At 73.7% G+C, this 18,026-nt stretch carries 14 protein-coding genes; 7 read left to right on the plus strand and 7 right to left on the minus strand.

Annotated elements, in window-relative coordinates; all coding sequences use genetic code 11:
* Positions 1-55: 55 nt before the first annotated feature.
* Complete coding sequence (locus FKN01_RS13430) at positions 56-1,054, plus strand: polyprenyl synthetase family protein (protein ID WP_143619962.1); 999 nt, start codon at positions 56-58, stop codon at positions 1,052-1,054.
* On the opposite strand, the gene FKN01_RS13435 is transcribed toward FKN01_RS13430, so the two are convergent.
* A complete protein-coding gene (locus FKN01_RS13435; protein ID WP_143619964.1) occupies positions 1,014-2,363 on the minus strand; it encodes an RNA-directed DNA polymerase in 1,350 nt (449 codons plus the stop codon). The genes FKN01_RS13430 and FKN01_RS13435 overlap by 41 nt on opposite strands.
* Positions 2,353-3,957: a class I adenylate-forming enzyme family protein gene (locus FKN01_RS13440; protein WP_143619966.1), complete on the minus strand. Its 1,605-nt coding sequence runs from the start codon at positions 3,955-3,957 to the stop codon at positions 2,353-2,355. The genes FKN01_RS13435 and FKN01_RS13440 overlap by 11 nt, the downstream gene beginning before the upstream one ends.
* A gap of 196 nt (positions 3,958-4,153) precedes the next feature.
* On the opposite strand from FKN01_RS13440, the gene FKN01_RS13445 reads away from it, so the two are divergent.
* A complete protein-coding gene (locus FKN01_RS13445; protein ID WP_143619967.1) occupies positions 4,154-4,624 on the plus strand; it encodes an NUDIX domain-containing protein in 471 nt (156 codons plus the stop codon).
* A gap of 519 nt (positions 4,625-5,143) precedes the next feature.
* Here the strand turns inward: FKN01_RS13445 and FKN01_RS13450 are convergent.
* Positions 5,144-5,830 carry a TetR/AcrR family transcriptional regulator gene (locus tag FKN01_RS13450; protein WP_143619969.1) on the minus strand — a complete coding sequence of 229 codons (687 nt, stop codon included), beginning with the start codon at positions 5,828-5,830 and terminating at the stop codon, positions 5,144-5,146.
* 108 nt (positions 5,831-5,938) lie between these two features.
* Here FKN01_RS13450 and FKN01_RS13455 point away from each other — a divergent pair, with 108 nt between their 5' ends.
* A complete protein-coding gene (locus FKN01_RS13455) occupies positions 5,939-6,496 on the plus strand; it encodes an NAD(P)H-dependent oxidoreductase (RefSeq protein ID WP_143619971.1) in 558 nt (185 codons plus the stop codon).
* A gap of 698 nt (positions 6,497-7,194) precedes the next feature.
* Here the strand turns inward: FKN01_RS13455 and FKN01_RS13460 are convergent.
* Positions 7,195-7,617 (minus strand): YjbQ family protein, encoded by a 423-nt coding sequence (locus tag FKN01_RS13460; RefSeq protein ID WP_073968893.1) that lies wholly within the window; start codon positions 7,615-7,617, stop codon positions 7,195-7,197.
* Positions 7,618-7,720: 103 nt separating this feature from the next.
* Here FKN01_RS13460 and FKN01_RS13465 point away from each other — a divergent pair, with 103 nt between their 5' ends.
* On the plus strand, positions 7,721-8,812 hold the full coding sequence (locus FKN01_RS13465; protein ID WP_143620047.1) for an NAD(P)-binding domain-containing protein: 1,092 nt from the start codon (positions 7,721-7,723) through the stop codon (positions 8,810-8,812).
* Between the two features lie 24 nt (positions 8,813-8,836).
* On the opposite strand, the gene mltG is transcribed toward FKN01_RS13465, so the two are convergent.
* On the minus strand, positions 8,837-9,697 hold the full coding sequence (gene mltG / locus FKN01_RS13470) for an endolytic transglycosylase MltG (RefSeq protein WP_143619973.1): 861 nt from the start codon (positions 9,695-9,697) through the stop codon (positions 8,837-8,839).
* A 65-nt stretch (positions 9,698-9,762) separates the two neighbouring features.
* Positions 9,763-11,568: an ABC transporter ATP-binding protein gene (locus tag FKN01_RS13475; RefSeq protein ID WP_143619975.1), complete on the minus strand. Its 1,806-nt coding sequence runs from the start codon at positions 11,566-11,568 to the stop codon at positions 9,763-9,765.
* 143 nt (positions 11,569-11,711) lie between these two features.
* Here FKN01_RS13475 and FKN01_RS13480 point away from each other — a divergent pair, with 143 nt between their 5' ends.
* Both FKN01_RS13480 and FKN01_RS13485 read left to right on the plus strand, forming a co-directional pair.
* Entirely contained in the window at positions 11,712-12,155 is a 444-nt protein-coding gene (locus tag FKN01_RS13480; protein WP_143619977.1) for a MarR family winged helix-turn-helix transcriptional regulator, read from the plus strand.
* Positions 12,156-12,214: 59 nt separating this feature from the next.
* A complete protein-coding gene (locus FKN01_RS13485; protein ID WP_143619979.1) occupies positions 12,215-15,148 on the plus strand; it encodes an FAD-binding and (Fe-S)-binding domain-containing protein in 2,934 nt (977 codons plus the stop codon).
* Positions 15,149-15,158: 10 nt separating this feature from the next.
* Here FKN01_RS13485 and FKN01_RS13490 read toward each other — a convergent pair whose 3' ends face one another.
* Positions 15,159-15,878 (minus strand): L,D-transpeptidase family protein, encoded by a 720-nt coding sequence (locus FKN01_RS13490; protein WP_143620049.1) that lies wholly within the window; start codon positions 15,876-15,878, stop codon positions 15,159-15,161.
* Positions 15,879-16,203: 325 nt separating this feature from the next.
* On the opposite strand from FKN01_RS13490, the gene FKN01_RS13495 reads away from it, so the two are divergent.
* Positions 16,204-18,018 carry an ABC transporter ATP-binding protein gene (locus tag FKN01_RS13495; RefSeq protein WP_143619981.1) on the plus strand — a complete coding sequence of 605 codons (1,815 nt, stop codon included), beginning with the start codon at positions 16,204-16,206 and terminating at the stop codon, positions 18,016-18,018.
* The last annotated feature ends 8 nt before the right edge of the window (positions 18,019-18,026 follow it).

Below are 18,026 nucleotides of genomic sequence, written 5' to 3' on the forward strand. Positions count from 1 at the left end.
GTTTCCCACCCATCCCGGGCTCCCCGAGGCGCCCGCCAGCACCAGGAGACCCCAGATGCTGAATCTCGGACCATTCAACGCCGGGATGCTGGACAAGCAGCTCGTCGCCGGCCTGACCACGGGCATGGCAGCGGTGGACAAGGCCCTCTTGGCGGCCACCGAGACCGTCTACCGGCCGGTCACGGAGACCTCGCGCTACCTGCTGGACGCCGGCGGCAAGCGTTTCCGCCCGGCGCTCTCGCTGCTCGCCGCGCAGTACGGCGATCCCGGCGCCCCCGGCGTCGTACCGACTGCCGCCGCCTGCGAGCTGACCCACCTGGCCACCCTGCACCACGACGACGTGATGGACGAGGCGCGTCTTCGACGAGGCGTGCCGAGCGCCAACTCCCGCTGGGGCAACACGGTCTCGATCCTCACCGGTGACTTCCTGTTCTCCAAGGCCTCGCAGATACTCGCGGGCTTCGGGCCCGAGGCGGTGATGATCCAGACGGTGACCTTCGAACGACTGGTCACCGGGCAGATCAGGGAGACCCTCGGCCCGGGCGAGGACGACGACCCGCTCAAGCACTACTTCGACGTCATCGTCGACAAGACGGGCTCGCTGATCGCCACGTCCGCGCGGTTCGGCGCGCTGATGTCCGGAGCGGACCGCGGGATCGTCTCCGACCTCACCGAGTTCGGTGAGAACATCGGTGTGGCCTTCCAGCTCGCCGACGACATCCTCGACATCACCAGCGAGAGCGACCAGTCGGGCAAGACGCCCGGGACCGACCTGCGGGAGGGGGTGGCGACCCTGCCCGTGCTGTATCTGCGGGCCGACGCGGGCCCGCGGGACGCCCGGCTGCTCGAACTTCTGGACGGCGGCGTGACGAACGACGACCGGCACGCCGAGGCGCTGGCGCTGATGCGCGGTCACCGGGCGCTGGACCGGGCACGGCAGGACTGCACCGATTACGCGGACCGGGCCCGGATGCTGCTGAAGAGACTGCCGGCGGGGCCCGCGACCGACGCCCTCAACATCCTGTGCGACCTGGCGGTGCACCGGGCGCGCTGACCGCGCGGCCCCGCGCCGCGGCGTCCGGCCGGGCCGCGGCCGGCGCCGCCCCGGCGGCGCGGCGCAGATAGCCCGGGTACGCGTCACCGTCGGCGAACCGTTGCAGCAGCGGCGCAGTCCGCCGGTCGCCCCCGGGCATCGCGGTGAGCACGCGCAGCAGGTGGAAGGCCGTGTACGGGTGCACGTCCACGGCCTCTCCGGTCCCGCCCGCGTCCCCGGCGAGCAGCGCGTACAGCCGGTCGAGGGCCGCGGGCCACGGCCCGGCGGTCGGCGGCCCCGGGGGCAGCACGGCGAGCAGATAGCCCGCGAAGTGGGAGGCGAACTCGGGCATCGCGCCCAGCCGTTGTGCCACCCACGGCACCGCGTGGGCATCGCCGGCCCGCCCCAGCAGGGCGAGGGAGAAGCGCAGTTCGCGCCGGCGCACCGGGCCGTCCGCCACCGCGCGGTCGAACAGCACCCGCGGGTCGTCGCCGAGCGGGGTGAGGCCGGCCAGGACGGCGTCGCCCTCGCGCAGTTCGGTCTTGTGCGGCGCCAGGGTCATCCCGCGCGCGCCGAGGACGTCCTCGACCGCCTGCCGGGCCGAGTGCAGCCTGCCGGCCTCCGGCGCGAACACCTTGATGTCGTCCAGGTAGCGGACGAAGCCCAGCCCCTGGCCGCGCAGCAGCCGGTCCACGGGGGCGAGATAGAGGTTGCCGAGGATCGCGCTGGCGTCCTGGTCGTGCGGCAGGCCCCGCAGGGCCGAGCCGGCGGTGAGCCGTGTGAGGAAGTCCAGCAGCCCCTCGATCCGGTCGCCCGGCGCGTTCACGGCGGCGAGGTCGGCGGCCAGGACGGCGGTGTCGAAGTTCTCGAAGAAGCCGGACACATCGGTGTCGAGCAGCGCCCGGCCGCCGTGGTCGCGGTGCAGGGCGCGGGCGGCGCCCTCGAACCTGATCCATTCGCGCCCGCCGGAGTGCCGCCTGCGGCCCTGCGCGTCCAGCCGGTTGCTGAACACGTGGTCGTCGAGGGCCGCGTCGATGCGGGCGGCCATCCCGCCGACGAGGGCCGCGTAGACGACCCGGTCGGCGAGGCCGAGCAGCGGCACCGGGCGGTGGGCGCCGCCGCCCTTGGGCACCTGCGCGATCTCGAACGGCCGGGGCCGGTACCGGCCGTGGGCCAGGTCGGCGAGCAGGCGGGCGCGTACCCGCGGCCACCGCCCGGCGAACCGCGCCGCCGCGGCCGGGTCGGGCAGCGGGTCGGCGGCGAGCTCCGAGCGGACCTGGGCCCACGCCCGGTCGAGCGCCTCCGCGGACATCGCGGTGTCAGCGGACATCTCCGGGCACCTCCCCGAGGGCCGGCACCGGCGTGCCCCGGCCGGTCCGCCCGCGCAGCACCGAGCGCGGCACCTTGCCGAGCGCGTTGCGCGGCAACTCCCCCACCACCTCCACGAACACCGCCCCGCCGGTGCCCCGCACGCCGTCGGCCGGGAGGGAACCGGCCAGTTCCCGGGCCAGCTCCTCACCGGTCAGGCCCGGTGCCTCGCAGAACGCCGTCCACGCCGTCCCCCTCCCCTCCGGTGCGGGCCCGGCGACGACCACGCAGTCGTCGACCAGGGGATGGCGCAGCACGGCCTCCTCGATGCCGCCCGGGTGCAGGACGGCCCCGTCCGCCCACACGCAGTCGGCCGTGCGGCCCAGCACGTGCAGGGTGCCGTCCGCGCAGAGCCGGCCGACATCACCGATCGGGGTGTAGCCGTCCGGGGACGCCTCCGTGGGGACGGACAGCGGTGTGCGTACCAGCAGCTCCCCCACTTCGCCCTCCGGGACGTCACGGCCTGCGGCGTCCACGACGCGCACCTCGACGTTGCGGTGCGGACGGCCGCGGAAGCCGCCCCGTACGGCGCCCTCCCCCGGCCCCGTCCACGCGACCGGGCCGACCTCGGTCGCGCCGTAGCTCTCGTACAGCCCCACGTGCGGCAGTGTCCGCGCCAGCCACTCGCGCAGCACGAGGGGCACCGGGTCGGCGCCGACGCTCAGCACCTGCAGGGAGGTCAGGTCGTGGCGGGCCAGCACCGCCGGGGGCACCGCGCGCAACTGCCTCAACTGGGCGGAGACGGTGGCCCAGTGGGTGATGCGGCGCTCCTGGATCAGCGCCGGGACCTGGGCCGCGTCGAACGGCTCGTGCAGGTGGACGGTGGCGGCGGTGGCCGACGCGCGGCGCAGCTGGGCCTGGCCGGCACCGTGGTGCAGGGGCAGCGTGAGCAGCACCTGGTCGTTGTCGCCCATGGGCCGGCTGGCGGCGATGTCCCGCCGGTACTCCCGCTTCCTGCGCATCGAGTCGCGGTCCGCGGCGTTGGGGCGGGTGATGCCGCGGGCTGCCGCGGTGGTGCCGGAGGTGTAGAGCACCAGCGGCGCGTCGGTGAAGCTGACGCGCCGGGTGCCGGCGGGGCGGGCGAGCAGCCCGGCGAGGGTGTTCCGGCCGGAGCGCGACCACCCGGGGCCGGGGTCGACGGCGACCGGGACGAGGTCCAGCCCCTCCCACAGCGCGCCGTGCTGCCGGGCCTCGGCCGCCGGGTCGTCGAAGAGCAGCGCCCGGCTGCCGGTCCCGGCGAGCTCCTGCCGGGTCCGTGCGGCGTCCGCCGCGGGGTCGAGGACGACCATGCGGCGGTCGAGCTTTGCCAGCGCCAGGCCGGCCACGGGCCACTCGGCGCGCATCCGCATCCGGACCGCTACCGGGCCGGGGCCGGGCAGCAGGGCTGCCAGGGCGTCCGCCAGCCGGTCGGCCGCCGCGTCCCACTGGGCGTACGTGAGCGAGTCGCCGGGGCCGCGCCCGGCGATCGCCACACGGTCGGGGAGGACAGCCGCCCAGTGCTCCGGCCGGTTGTACGGCGCGTCAGCGGGGGGAAGGCCGGAGGTGAGCACAGGCATACTGCTCCCTTGTCGTGGGAACGGCGATGGACTGCGGACTTCACGAACTGACGCAGCCTATGCGACAACACGGCGGGACGATACTGTTACTGGCGCACTGCGGGCGATGCCACGTCAGACCGCCCTGCCAGACCGATCCCTCCGCGTCATTCCGGTTTCGATCACTTCTTTCGATCATTTCTAGGGGCGGCTCCTGATGCTGGAATCAGTTGACCGGTTCACCACGGTTGTCCATGTGCACACCATCGTCCGGCAGGACGGGCGGCTGCTGCTCAGCAGGCGTGCCCTCCAGCTCCCCGGCGGCGGCTGGTGGCAGCTGCCCGGCGGCCACCTGAACGCGGACGAGTCCGTCGCGGCCGGTGCGGTCCGGGAGCTGGCCGAGGAGACGGGCATCGTCGCCGAGACGCGGGACCTGGCCTTCCGGCACCTGATGCACCACCGCAACCGCGCCGGCGCCTCCCGCGTCAGCGTCTTCTTCGAGGCGCTGCGCTGGTCCGGCGAGCCGCGCAACATGGAGCCGGACCGCTGCTGCCGGATCGGCTTCTTCTCCGACGACGAGCTGCCCTCCCCGCTGCTGCCGCAGGTGGCCGGCGCCCTCACCGCGCTCCGCGAGGAGAGCGCGTTCTCCGTCGCGGGCTGGACCGACGAGCCGGCCCCGGTCGGCTGACGGCAGGAGGCCCTCCCGCCACCGATCGGCCGCCCGTCCCCCGCCCTGACGGGCAACAGGTGCACCACCCCGACGGCACCGGCCTCATCGAGTCCCCGCCGGGGCCCGAGGCTCCGGCGCAGTCCGAGGCTCCGGTCCCGGGAGGCCACCCGGGCGGGCCTCGACGCCCCCTTCCACGCGCCGGCCGGCGTCTTGGGCGGCTGACTCGGGGCGCCGCGTGGCCCACCGGGCGCTGAGGTGGCTCTCGATGTCGTTCCCGTCCGTCAGCAGCCGGGTGCGTTCCCCGGCGGACAGCAGGTCGGGCGAGGAGACGGGCCGTTCCGGGGCTGCCGCCGCCGCTCGTACGAGCCGTGCCAGCCGTTCCGCGATCAGCCCGGCCGAGCTCGCGTCGAAGAAACCGGCGGCGCGTCGAAGGAGGGCGCACCCGCCGGCGCCGCCCGGAACCGGCGGCCCATCAGCCCGGCGAAGCGGCCCACCCCTCGCGGCCGGAACCGGGAAACCGAACGGCGGGCGCCCGGCTCAGCCGGCCGCCGCTCCGTCGGTGCCGACGAGGCGGACGACCATCTCGTCCCACCCCGCCCGCAGCCGCTCGAGCGGCATACCCCGCTCGTTCAGCAGGTGGTGCACCACGGCGGGGTCGAGATAGCCGACAAGAGCCTGCGCGCGCAATTCGCAGTCCGCGTCCGGCGCCGCCTCGCGCAGCAGGAAGGCCACGTGGGCGACCAGGACGCGGTGCGTCGGGTGGGCGAGGCGGCGAGCGGGTTCCGGCTGGGCGGCGAGGAGCAGGTCGAGCTGCTCGCTGTGCCAGCGCAGCATCGCCGCGCCGAAGGCCCGCAGGCGGTCGGCGGGCGGTGCGCCAGGCCCCAGGGGTGGCGGGCCACTGAGGAAGTCGGCCTGCAGTCGCTTGGCGGAGTGGTCCAGGAGAGCCATGAGGAGGCCGGTCCGGTCGCCGAAGCGGCGGAAGACCGTACCTTTGCCGACCGAGGCGGCGGCGGCCACCGCCTCCATCGTCACCGCGGCAGCTCCGCGCTCCGCGACCAGCCGGGCCGCGGCGTCGAGAAGGCGGGCCCGGTTCCGCGCGGCGTCCGCGCGCAGGCACGGCCCGTCCGGGGCCGGCCCGATACCGAGCAGCCCGGACTCGTCCGAGGGCTCTTGAGGCATGGCAACGGTCGGCAGACTGCGGGACATGACAGCAGCGTAAAGCATCCGGACAGAATTGGACCGCGGTCCGGTTAGCCTGATAGACAGATAACCGGACCTCAGTCCGGTTCGCCGGAGTCCCCGGATACGACTTCTCAGCCCCTTGGAGCACCCATGTCCGTTCGCATCCTCGCGCTCGTCGGCAGCCTTCGCGCCGGTTCGCACAACCGCCAGCTCGCCGAGGCCGCCGTAAAGCTCGCCCCCGAGGGCGCCCAGATCGAGCTCTTCGAAGGGCTGGCCGAGATCCCGTTCTACAACGAGGACATCGATGTCGAGGGCGGCGTTCCGGCCGCCGCCGCCAAGCTGCGCGAGGCCGCGCAGAACGCGGACGGCTTCCTTCTCTTCTCGCCGGAGTACAACGGCACCATCCCTGCCGTCCTGAAGAACGCCATCGACTGGCTCTCCCGCCCGTTCGGCGCCGGCGCCTTCGGCGGCAAGCCGGTCGTCGTGGCCGGTACCGCCTTCGGCCAGTACGGCGGCGTATGGGCGCAGGACGAGACCCGCAAGTCCGTCGCCATCGCCGGCGGCAAGGTGCTCGAGGACGTCAAGCTCTCCATCCCCGCCTCGCTGACCCGGTTCGCCGAGACCCACCCCGCCGACGACGCCGAGGTCGCCGCGCAGCTGACCGAGGTCATCGCCCGCCTGCACGACCACGCGGGCCAGGCCGCCTGAGGCATCGCTTCGGCGCCATGGGCTGAGCGTCGGCCGACTCCGTACCGGAGCCGGCCGACGTTTTCGTTCCGTGCGGTGACCGGGCGCCGCGACGCACACCGCGCTCGCGCAGCGCCCGGTGGCCGGGTGCTGGTGGACGGCGGACGGCGGACGGCGGGCGGTTCCGGCGAACGGGTCGCCGACGGCGGCACGGAAGATACCGCCCGCGCAGAGGCGACCGGTCAGCGCCGCGCGCTCGCCGGCAAGAACCGGGCGCCGGCCGGGGCGGGAGCCGAGCACGGGGGTGCCCATGCGTCCCTGGCGGCCCCCGAGGGCCACGTAGAACCGAGCCGCGCTCGCGTACCCCGACGCCTCGGCCTCCACGGCGAAGGCGCGCACGTCCGCGTACTCGGCCAGGCCGCCCTGACGGGCCATCACGTCACGCAGTCGCTCCTCGCGGCAGGGCTTGAGGCCGGTGCGCGCGATGCGTTCGGCGGCGGCGGCCTGCTCGATGGTCCGCCGCAGTCCCCGTGCATCGGCCACCTCCCCGGGCGCGGGGGCCACGACCGCACCGCGCTTGGGGTGCCGGGTGAGCGGCCCTGGCCGGCGCCGTGGCGACTGCGGAGGCGCCGGCACGGCTGTGCACGGGCCTCGGCGGCAGCGCCGACGACCTGTTGCCGGAGATGTACGCAGGGCGGGGCAGAGCCCACCGCCCCAGGTCATCCCAGAAAGCTCAACCGCACCTGGCGCTCCGCGTTGTCGACGTTCGTGTCGACCAGGCACACCGACTGCCAGGTGCCCAGTTCCAGGCGGCCCGCGATCACCGGCAGGGTCGCGTGCGGGGGGATCAGGGCCGGGACCACGTGGTCGCGGCCGTGGCCGGGGTGGCCGTGGCGGTGCTGCCAGCGGTCGTCGGCCGGGAGCAGGGTGTGGAGGGCGGAGAGGAGGTCGTCGTCGCTGCCCGCGCCGGTCTCCAGGACCGCGATTCCGGCGGTGGCGTGCGGGACGAAGAGGTTGAGCAGGCCGTCGCGGCCCGAGGCCGCGCGGGCGAGGAACTGTTCGCAGTCCGATGTCAGGTCCGTGACGGTCTCCGTCGAGCCCGTCGTGAGGTGCAGGACCGTGGTGGTGAAGGCAGAAGGCATGGGGCCCATCCTGCCGTGGCCCACGGCCGGAACCGCTGAACGACGGGCGCGCGGGAAGTTCCGCGGACCCGCCGTAGTTGGTAGAAGCGTGAACGATATGGCGATGCGGTCGGTGGACGTCGTGGTGGCCGGCGCCGGGCAGGCGGGGCTGTCCGCCGCGTACCACCTGCGGCGCAGCGGTCTGGAGCCGGACCGCGACTTCGTGGTCCTCGACCACGCGCCGGCCCCGGGCGGCGCCTGGCAGTTCCGGTGGCCTTCGCTGACGTACGGCAAGGTGCACGGCATGCACTCGTTGCCGGGCATGGAGCTGACCGGTGCGGACGGGGAGCGGCCCTCGTCCGAGGTCATCGGTGCCTACTTCGACCGGTACGAGCGGGCCTACGGGCTGCGTGTGCACCGGCCGGTCGACGTCGGTGCCGTGCGCGAGGGCGAGGGTGGCCGGCTGCTGGTCGAGACGTCCGAGGGGGTGTACGCGACTCGCGCCCTGATCAACGCCACCGGGACGTGGGACCGGCCCTTCTGGCCGCGCTACCCGGGGCAGGAGACGTTCCGGGGCCGGCAGCTGCACACGGCCGGCTATCCGGGCCCGGCCGAGTTCGCCGGCCGGCGGGTGGTCGTCGTCGGCGGCGGAGCCTCCGGTACGCAGCATCTGATGGAGATCGCCGAGGTGGCGGCGGAGACGCACTGGGTCACGCGCCGCCCGCCGGTCTTCAGGGAAGGGCCCTTCGGGGCGGACCAGGGGCGGGCCGCCGTCGCCATGGTGGAGGAGCGGGTCCGGCGCGGGCTGCCGCCGCAGAGCGTGGTGAGCGTGACCGGGCTGCCCGTCAACGACGCCATCCGGCGGGCCCGCGAATCGGGGGTGCTCGACCGGCTCCCCATGTTCGACCGGATCACGCCCTCCGGTGTCGCCTGGGACGACGGCCGCCGCGTCGACGCCGACGTCATCCTCTGGGCCACCGGCTTCCGCGCGGCCATCGACCATCTCGCCCCGCTGCGGCTGCGGGAGCGCGGCGGCGGCATCCGGGTCGAGGGCACCCGAGCCGTACGCGACCCGCGCGTCCATCTCGTCGGCTACGGCCCCTCCGCCAGCACGATCGGTGCCAACCGGGCCGGACGCGCCGCCGTGCGGGAGATCGTCGCGCTGCTGCGGGAGGGGGCGGCTGCGGGGTCCGTGGGGGCGCCCGCCTTCGTCTGAACGCCGGGCAGGCGCTCACGCCCCTCATCCGCCTGCGCGGTTCCGGTTGAACTCCGCGACGTTCCGCTGCTGTTCCGCGTAGTCGTCCGTGAAGCGGGTGTCGCCCGGGGCCACCGTCACGAAGTACAGCCAGGGCCCCGGGGTGGGGGTGATCGCCGCGGTCATCGCCTGTTCGCCAGGGTTGCCGATCGGAGTGGGCGGGAGGCCCTTGTGGGCGTAGCTGTTGTAGGGGCTGTCGAGCTTCGTGTCGCCCGTGGTGGTCTCCAGTGAGCTGCGGTTCAACGCGTAGTTGAGGGTGGAGTCCATCTGGAGCGGCATCCCCCGGCCGAGGCGGTTGTGGATGACGCGGGCGACCTTGCCCATGTCCGCCTCGGTGTCCGCCTCGGCCTGGACGATGCTGGCGATGGTCACCGTCTGGTACACGGTCACGTCGTTGCGGCGCGCGCCCGCCGTGATGCGGCCGGCGCCGAAGTGCCGGCCCGCCGTCTCGGTCATGTAGCGCAGCAGGCTCTTCGGGGTGGTCGCGGAGGTCACCGGGTACGTCGCCGGGTAGAGGTAGCCCTCGGGGTTCCCCTTCGCCGCGGCGGGGAGCGGCAGGCCGGAGGCCGGCGCGGCCCCGGCGGTCGTGCCGGCGGGTACGCCGAGGGCCTGGTCGACGGCCGCGTAGACCTGGGTCGCCCGGCGGCCCTCGGGGATCACCAGCGTGCGCGCCGCCTCCTCGGTCTTCCGTTCTCGCGTGAGCAGGGGGACGAGCACCGCTGCTGCGACGACGAGGACGAGCAGGGAGCCGGTGAACAGCGTCAGGCGCCCGCGCCGGGTCAGGCGCGTGCGGCGGCGGCGGGCCGGGGTGACCGGGGGCGGGGTGTCCGGGGTCTCGTGCGCCATGCGGGCACGCTAACCCGCGCCGGCCGCGGCCCCCGGGATGCCGTGCCCGGCGGCACGCCTCCCGGTCAGCCCGCCGCCGGGGCCATCTCCGTGTCGCGGCGGACCAGCGCCGCGTACCGTCCGTCGAGCCGCAGCAGTTCCTCGTGGGTGCCGCGCTCCGCCGTGCGGCCGCCGTCGAGGACGACGATCTGGTCGGCGTCCCGGACGGTGGAGAGCCGGTGGGCGATGGTGATCGTGGTGCGTCCGGCGGAAAGGGCGTCGATGGCCTCCTGCACGGCGAATTCGGTACGGGTGTCGAGGGCGCTCGTCGCCTCGTCAAGGATCAGCACCGGCGGGTCGCGCAGGATCGTCCGCGCGATGGCGAGGCGCTGCTTCTCGCCGCCGGAGAAGCGGTAGCCGCGCTCCCCCACCAGGGTGTCGTAGCCGTCGGGGAGCGAGACGATGTGGTCGTGGATCTGCGCGGCGCGGGCCGCCGCCTCGATCTCCTCGTCGGTGGCGTCCGGCTTCGCGAAGCGCAGGTTCTCGGCGACCGAGGCGTGGAAGAGGTAGGTCTCCTGCGAGACGACGCCGACCGCCCGGGCGAGGGTGTCGAAGTCGAGGTCGCGCACGTCGACCCCGTCGAGGGTCACCCGTCCGCCGGTCACGTCGTACAGCCGGGGCACCAGGTAGCTGAGGGTGGACTTGCCGGAGCCCGTGGGGCCGACGACGGCGAGCCCGGCCCCGGCGGGGACGGTCACGTCGACGCCGCTGAGGGCCGGGCCGCTCTTGTCGTCGTAGCTGAAGTCCACGTTCTCGAAGCGGACCTCGCCCCGGACCTTCTCCAGGCGCACCGGATTCTCCCGCTCCGTGATGTCGACGGTGAGGTCGAGGTATTCGAAGATGCGCTGGAAGAGCGCGAGGGACGTCTGCATCTGCACCCCGGTGGAGAGCAGACTCACGGCGGGGCGGAAGAGGCCCTGCTGGAGGGAGACGAAGGCGACCAGGGTGCCGATCGAGACGGCGGGGCCGCCGGACTGCAGGGCCATGCCGGCGGCCCAGTAGATGACGGCCGGCATGGCGGCCATGACGATGCCGATCGTGGACATCCGCCAGCGTCCGGCCATGCTGGCACGCACTTCGAGGTCGACCAGCCGCTCGGACTCCTCGGCGAAGCCCTGGGTGAGCGAGTCGGAGCGGCCCATCGTGCGCCCGAGCAGGATGCCGCTGACGGACAGCGACTCGGTGACGGTGGCGGCCATGGCGGCCATCTGCTTCTGCCGCTGGGTGGTGATCTTCTTGCGCTCGCGGCCGACCCGGCGGCTGATCCAGATGAAGACGGGCAGCAGGAGCAGCGAGACGACGGTGAGCCGCCAGTCGAGCGCGAGCATGGCGACGACGGTGGCGATGACCGCGGTGAGGTTGGAGACGAGCGAGGTCGCCGTCGAGGTGACGGTGGCCTGCATGCCCCCGATGTCGTTGGCGATCCGGGACTGGACCTCACCCGTGCGGGTCCGGGTGAAGAAGGCGAGCGGCATCCGCTGCAGCTGGGCGTAGACGGCGGTGCGGAGGTCGTGCATGACGCGCTGGCCGACGGTGGTGGAGATGAGGGTCTGGAGCACGCCGAAGACGCTGTTCATCACGGCGGTGAGGATCATGCCGAGGGCGAGCAGCGTGAGCAGGCCGGTCCGGCCCTGCGGGAGGGCGGTGTCCAGGATCTCGCGCAGCAGGAACGGCGAGGCGACCGACACCAGCGACGAGGCGCCGACGAGCAGCCCGACCACCGCGAGGCGGCCGCGATACGGGCGGAAGAGTCGGAGGATGCGGCGCAGCTCGGCGGGCGGCTGGGCGGCGTCCTTGGGCGGGGGTGTCCACGCGGGTTCGTCGGGCTTCATGGGCTCCTTCGTCGGACGTGCGGCAACGGGACGGGCGGGGCCGCCAGGACGCGGGATCGCGACCGTGACAGTCGAGCCGAATGAGAGCATAGCTCATTGTTACCCCCACTCACAATGAACGAAGTCCTGATACTGTTCCTTCCATGGAATCCTCCGACCCCGACGGCATGCTCGCCGAACAGCTGCTGCGGCTGACGCGCAGGCTGCAGCGCATCCAGGGCCGCCAGCTGGAGCCGACCGGCATCACGCCCGCGCAGTTCCGGCTGCTGCGCACCGTCGCCCATTACGACGGACCGCCCCGGATGGCGGATCTCGCGCAGCGCCTCGACGTGGTCCCGCGCGCCGTGACCACGCTGGTCGACGCCTTGGAGGCGGCCGGCAGGGTGCGCCGTGTCCCCGATCCGGACAGCCGTAGGGTGGTAAGGATCGAGATCACGGACGAGGGCATCGCCACGCTCCGCTCGCTGCGCGACGCGCGCCGGGCGGCCGCGGAGGAGATCCTGGCTCCACTGACCGCCGACCAGCGCGAGGTGCTCGGCGGCCTGCTGACCGCCTTGGTCAACGGGATGCCGGAGCGCCGTTGCTGACCGGTCACGGGAGGCGGCGCCGAGCCGTCGGACCGACAAGCCCGCCGAGGAGAACCACCATGCCGCTGCTGGAGCCTGACCCCGACGCCCTGCGCCCCGCGGGGGTGCGCCCGCCCTCCCACGACCGCGTCCCCGACGTGCGGGCGCAGGGCACGCCGGAGGCGCTGCGCGCCGAGCTCACCGCTCTGCTCGGCGCGGAAAAGGTGCTGTGGAAGGTCTCCGACCTGGTGAAGTACGCCTCGGACGCCAGCCCGTACCGCTTCGTGCCCCAGGTGGTCGTCGTCCCCGAGGACCTGGACGACATCTCGGCGATCCTGTCGTACGCGCACGGCAAGGGCCGCAACGTCGTCTTCCGGGCCGCCGGCACCAGCCTCAACGGCCAGGCCCAGGGCGAGGACATCCTGGTCGACGTCCGGCGGAACTGGGCGGGCATCGAGGTCCTGGACGACGGCGCCCGCGCCCGCATCCGCCCCGGGACGACGGTCGTACGGGCCAACGCGGCCCTCGCCCGATACGGCAGGCTGCTGGGCCCCGACCCGGCCAGCGCCATCGCGTGCACGATCGGCGGGGTCGTCGCCAACAACGCGTCGGGGATGACCGCGGGCACCACCCGTAATTCGTACCGCACCGTCTCCTCGCTCACCTTCGTGCTGCCGAGCGGCACCGTCGTGGACACCGCCGATCCGTCGGCCGACGAGGACCTGGCCCGGGCCGAGCCGCGCCTGTGCGAGGGGCTGCTGGCGCTGAAGGCGGAGATCGAGGCGGACGCGGCGCTCACGGCCCGCATCCGCGCCAAGTACGAGATCAAGAACACCAACGGCTACCGGCTGGACGCGTTCCTCGACGGCTCGACCCCGGTGGAGATCCTGCGCGGCCTCATGGTCGGCTCCGAGGGGACGTTCGGCTTCATCTCCGAGGTCGTCTTCGACACCCTGCCGCTGGACCGCCGCATCTCCACGGCGCTGCTGTTCTTCCCCTCGCTGACCGCCGCGGCCGCCGCCGTGCCCCTGTTCAACGACGCCGGCGCCATCGCCGTCGAGCTGATGGACGGCAACACCCTGCGCGCCTCGGTGAGCGTGCGGGGTGTCCCGTCGGACTGGGCGGGGCTGCCGAAGGAGACCGCCGCGCTGCTGGTGGAGTTCCGGGCCCCGGACGAGGCCGGACAGGAGGCGTACGAGCGGGCGGCGGCCGATGTGGTGCGGCGGCTGGAGCTGGTCCGGCCCGTCACCTCGGTGACCAACGAGTTCACCCGGGACGCCCGCACCATCTCCGGCTACTGGAAGGCCCGCAAGGCATTCGTCACCGCGGTCGGCGGCTCCCGCCCCTCGGGTACGACGCTGATCACCGAAGACTTCGCGGTCCCGCCGTCCCGGCTGGCGGACGCCTGCGAGGCGCTGCTCGCCCTCCAGGCCGAACACGGCTTCGACGCCGCCGTCGCCGGTCACGCCGCGCACGGCAACCTGCACTTCCTGCTGGCCTTCGACGCGGCACGGCCGTCCGACGTCGACCGCTACGCCTCTTTCATGGCGGACTTCTGCCGGCTCACGGTGGAACGGTTCGACGGGTCGCTCAAGGCGGAGCACGCGACGGGCCGCAACATCGCGCCCTTCCTGGAACTGGAGTGGGGCCCGCAGGCCACCGAACTCATGTGGCGTACGAAGCAGGTCATCGACCCCGACGGTGTCCTGGCGCCGCGGATCGTCCTCGACCGCGACCCCAAGGCCCATCTGCGCGGGCTGAAGACCATTCCCAAGGTCGAGGCGATCGCCGACCCCTGCATCGAGTGCGGCTTCTGCGAACCGACGTGCCCCAGCCACGACCTGACGACCTCACCGCGCCAGCGGATCGTGCTGCGCCGCGAGATGATGCGCCAGCCCGGCGGTTCGCCCGTCGAGACGAATCTGGTCGACGCCTACGGCTACGACGCCGTGGACACGTGTGCCGGTGACTCCACCTGCAAGCTGGCCTGCCCCGTCGGCATCGACACGGGCGCCATGATGAAGGGCTTCCGCCACCAGCGGCACTCCCCGCGCGAGGAGCGGGTCGCCGCGCTCGCCGCCAGACACTTCCGTACGGCGGAGACGGCGGCGCGGCTCGCGGTCGCCGCGGCGAGCCGGATCGACGACCGGCTGCTGCAGGGGGTCACCCGGCTCGCCCGCCGGGCGGTGCACCCCGATCTGGTCCCCGAATGGCTTCCGGAGATCCCCGGCGCCGCGCCCCGCAAGCTGCCGCGCACCTCCCGGGCGGGGGCGAGCGCGGTCTACTACCCGGCCTGCGTCAACCGCATCTTCGGCGGCCCGGACGGCCATCGGGGCCCGTCCCTGCCGCAGGCCGTGGTGGCCGTGTCGGCCCGGGCGGGAAAGCCCGTTTGGATCCCGGACGACGTCAACGGCACCTGCTGCGCCACCATCTGGCACTCCAAGGGCTACGACTCCGGCAACGCCGTGATGGCCAACCGGATCGTGGAAGCGGCCTGGGGCTGGACGGCCGGCGGCAAGCTTCCGCTGGTGGTCGACGCCTCCTCGTGCACGCTGGGCATCGCCCATGAGGTGGTCCCGTATCTCACCGAGGACAACAGGGCGCTGCACCGCGAGCTGACCGTGGTCGACTCCCTGGTCTGGGCGGCGGACGAGCTGCTTCCGGAGCTGACGGTGCTCCGCAAGTCCCGTTCGGCCGTGCTGCACCCGACGTGTTCCATGGAGCACCTGGACGATGTGGACCGGCTGCGCGCCGTCGCCGATGCCTGCGCGGAGGAGGCCGTGATCCCGGACGACGCCGCGTGCTGCGGTTTCGCCGGCGACCGCGGAATGCTGCACAAGGAGCTGACGGCGTCCGCGACCGCCAAGGAGGCGGCCGAGGTGCGGTCCCGGGAGTACGACGTGCACCTCTCGGCCAACCGGATGTGCGAGATCGGCATGGACCGGGCGACGGGCCGCTCGTACCACTCGGCTCTGCTGGAGCTGGAGTGGGCGACCCGCCCGGGTCCCGCCTGAGCGGTGCGGGTCAGGCGCGGAGGCTGGCCCGGTCGCCCATGACGACGACCGGGTGCTGCTTCGGGTCGAGGGTGCGCAGCAGCTTCTCCATGGCCTGCTTGGACACGCTCACGCAGGCCGAGGTGCCGCTGCCGTGGTCCATGTGCAGCCAGATGCTGCCGCCCTTGGACTGGCCCTGTGGGCGCGTCGGGTCGTTGGGCGGGGTGCCCTTCACCCGGTTGTAGTCGATGGCGATGACGTAGTCGAAGTCGTGCCAGTGCGACTTGGCCCAGTAGCGCGGGGCCTGGATCGAGGCGGTCTGCGTGTACGGGAGCCGGGCGCCCGGGTCGGGCAGGACCCCGGCCGCGTCGCTGAGGGTGAAGACGCCGACGGGGCTGCGCTTGTCGTTCTCGTGGTGGTCGGGCGTCCAGCCCTTCTTGCCGTTGTGGCCCTTCCAGGAGGCGGCCTTGTCCCAGGTGGAGCCGGACTTGGTGTAGAGCACGACGGTGGAGTCCGCGGAGTTCCGGCCCTCGCCGTAGACGGCGACGACCTGGCGGGAGTCGGCCGGGATCTGCGACTGGAGCCGGTCGCCCACGTCGGGGATGCGCTTCAGGTCCTTGACGGGGGCCTTCGTACTGCCCTTCCCGGCGGCCGGCCGCTCGGCGGCGGCGCCCTTCTTCGTGTCCTGTCCGTCGCCGCAGGACGTCAGGGTCGTGAGCAGGACACCACAGGCGGCCGCCGAGGCCACCATCCGAACCGCACCGGCTATACGCATCCGTCCATGCTCGCACCCGGCGATGTACGCGGTCGTCCCGCCCGGGCGGCCCCGGCGAATGCGTGCCGAATCTTTACCCGTCCGGGGCGCGCGCGGAGCGCCCGCCCGCATCCCACCCGCACCTGAGGGCCCTCCCGCACCCGCTGTCACGTAAAACCGTTTGCCGCGGCCCCGGCGACAGGCAAGGCTTGCGCGGTCCTGTTCCCCCGCCCGCGTATCGGGTGGGCGGCGACCCAGTGCTGCCCGGACGCGCTTCCGCGGCGCCTCCCGGGCCCGGCCTCCTCCGATCCTTTGGGATGTCATGCACATTCGCGATCTTCCGTACTCGGACCCCGGCGATCCCGACGTCCGTTCAGGCCCGCGCTTCCTGCTGTGGCTGGGCCGCAATCAGATCCGCGGGCAGCTCAAGTCCCTGTTCTGGGGGCTGCTGCACCAGTGCTCGATCGCGGGCTACCCGCTGACGGTGGGGCTCGCCGTCCAGGCCGTCGTGGACCGGTCCGGTGGCCGGCTGGCGCTGGCCGGTGCGCTGACCGCGCTGCTGGGCGTGCTGACCGCGGTGAGTGACGCGATGGTCCACCGCGCCGCCGTCACCAACTGGATCACCGCCGCGGCCCGCATCCAGCAGCTGCTGTCCCGCAAGGCCGCCGAGCTGGGCTCGCTGCTGACGCGCAGGGTCGCGGCGGGCGAGGTGGTGGCGGTGTCCACGGGCGATGTGGAGAAGATCGGCTGGTTCGTCGAGGCGCTCTCGCGCTTCCTGGCCGCCGCCACGGTCCTCGTCGTCATCAGCGTGGGGCTGCTCGTCTACCTTCCCTCGCTGGGCGTTCTCGTGGCGGTCGCCATGCCGTTCCTCGCCCTGTCCGTCCTGCCCCTGCTGCCCCGCGCGACGCGGCGGGCGGACGTGCAGCGCGAGAAGGGCGGCCGGGCCACCGAGCTCGCCTCGGACACCGTGGCCGGGCTGCGCGTCCTGCGCGGCATCGGCGGCGAGGAGCTGTTCCTGGACCGTTACCGGCGCGCTTCGCAGGAGGTCCGTGCGGCAGCGGTGCACAGCGCCCGGATGTGGTCGCTGATCTCGGCGGTCCAGGTCCTGCTGCCCGGCGTCCTGCTGCTCGCACTGGTCGTCCACGGGGCCTCGCTGGCCCGGGACGGCAGGATCGAGGTGGGCCAGCTGGTGACGGTGTACAGCGCGGCGACCCTGACCTTGTTCCCCTTGCGCCACTTCGAGGAGATCGCGATGGCGTACTCCTTCTCGCGGCCCTCCGCGCAGCGCGCCGTACGCGTGCTGTCGCTGAGCCGGACCAGCCGCCCGGCCACCGTCGGCACCGTGCCGTCCGGCGACCTGTACGACCCGGTCACCGGGCTGCTGGCCCCGCGGGGCCGGTTCACCGCCGTCGTCTGCGGCGACCCCGACGAGGCCGGCCGGCTGGCGGAACGGCTCGGCGGACACGCCCAGCCCGAGGCACCGGGCTCCGGCGTTCCCGAGCCGCCCTCCGTCCTGCTGGGCGGCGTGCCGCTGGACGAACTGGAAGCGGGCGCGGCACGGACCGCCGTACTCGTCCAGGACAAGGACCCCGTGCTGCTCTCGGGCACCCTGCGCGAACTGCTGGACGTGCCGTCGTCCGGGCGGGTGGAGGCGGCGGCCGCCCTGGCCGCCGCGCGGTGCGAGGACGTGCTGGCCGCGCTGGCGCAGGCGTCCCCCGAGCCGGGGCGGGAGCCGCTGGACACCCGGATCACCGAACGCGGCCGGTCCCTGTCCGGCGGTCAGCGCCAGCGGCTCGCCCTGGCCCGGTCGCTGCTCACCGACCCGGACACGCTCGTCCTGGACGAGCCCACCTCGGCGGTCGACTCGCACACCGAGGCCCGGGTGGCGGCGGGCGTCAAGGCGCTGCGCGAGGACCGTACGACCGTCGTGTTCGCCTCCTCGCCCCTGCTCCTGGATCTGGCCGACCGGGTGGCGCTGGTGCGCGGCGGCACGGTGGTGGCGGTCGGCACCCATCGCGAACTGATGCGCACCGACGAGCGCTACCGCGCCGTCGTCACCCGCGAGACCGACGACGAGGCCGCCGGCCTCCGGGAAGGCCACCAGCAGGCACACCAGGAAGTCGAGGAGCGGGCATGACAGGACAG

It is taken from the genome of Streptomyces sp. 130, from assembly GCF_007096885.1.
In the GTDB taxonomy this organism is placed as follows: Bacteria; Actinomycetota; Actinomycetes; order Streptomycetales; family Streptomycetaceae; genus Streptomyces.

Excerpts from the sequence above, each read along its gene's own strand:
- mltG (WP_143619973.1), bottom strand. The coding sequence starts at position 9,697 with ATGGCGCACGAGACCCCGGACACCCCGCCCCCGGTCACCCCGGCCCGC.
- FKN01_RS13480 (WP_143619977.1), top strand. The coding sequence starts at position 11,712 with ATGGAATCCTCCGACCCCGACGGCATGCTCGCCGAACAGCTGCTGCGG.
- FKN01_RS13445 (WP_143619967.1), top strand. The coding sequence starts at position 4,154 with ATGCTGGAATCAGTTGACCGGTTCACCACGGTTGTCCATGTGCACACC.
- FKN01_RS13485 (WP_143619979.1), top strand. The coding sequence starts at position 12,215 with ATGCCGCTGCTGGAGCCTGACCCCGACGCCCTGCGCCCCGCGGGGGTG.
- FKN01_RS13490 (WP_143620049.1), bottom strand. The coding sequence starts at position 15,878 with ATGGTGGCCTCGGCGGCCGCCTGTGGTGTCCTGCTCACGACCCTGACG.
- FKN01_RS13465 (WP_143620047.1), top strand. The coding sequence starts at position 7,721 with ATGCGGTCGGTGGACGTCGTGGTGGCCGGCGCCGGGCAGGCGGGGCTG.
- FKN01_RS13440 (WP_143619966.1), bottom strand. The coding sequence starts at position 3,957 with ATGCCTGTGCTCACCTCCGGCCTTCCCCCCGCTGACGCGCCGTACAAC.
- FKN01_RS13475 (WP_143619975.1), bottom strand. The coding sequence starts at position 11,568 with ATGAAGCCCGACGAACCCGCGTGGACACCCCCGCCCAAGGACGCCGCC.
- FKN01_RS13495 (WP_143619981.1), top strand. The coding sequence starts at position 16,204 with ATGCACATTCGCGATCTTCCGTACTCGGACCCCGGCGATCCCGACGTC.
- FKN01_RS13435 (WP_143619964.1), bottom strand. The coding sequence starts at position 2,363 with ATGTCCGCTGACACCGCGATGTCCGCGGAGGCGCTCGACCGGGCGTGG.
- FKN01_RS13450 (WP_143619969.1), bottom strand. The coding sequence starts at position 5,830 with ATGCTTTACGCTGCTGTCATGTCCCGCAGTCTGCCGACCGTTGCCATG.
- FKN01_RS13460 (WP_073968893.1), bottom strand. The coding sequence starts at position 7,617 with ATGCCTTCTGCCTTCACCACCACGGTCCTGCACCTCACGACGGGCTCG.
- FKN01_RS13430 (WP_143619962.1), top strand. The coding sequence starts at position 56 with ATGCTGAATCTCGGACCATTCAACGCCGGGATGCTGGACAAGCAGCTC.
- FKN01_RS13455 (WP_143619971.1), top strand. The coding sequence starts at position 5,939 with ATGTCCGTTCGCATCCTCGCGCTCGTCGGCAGCCTTCGCGCCGGTTCG.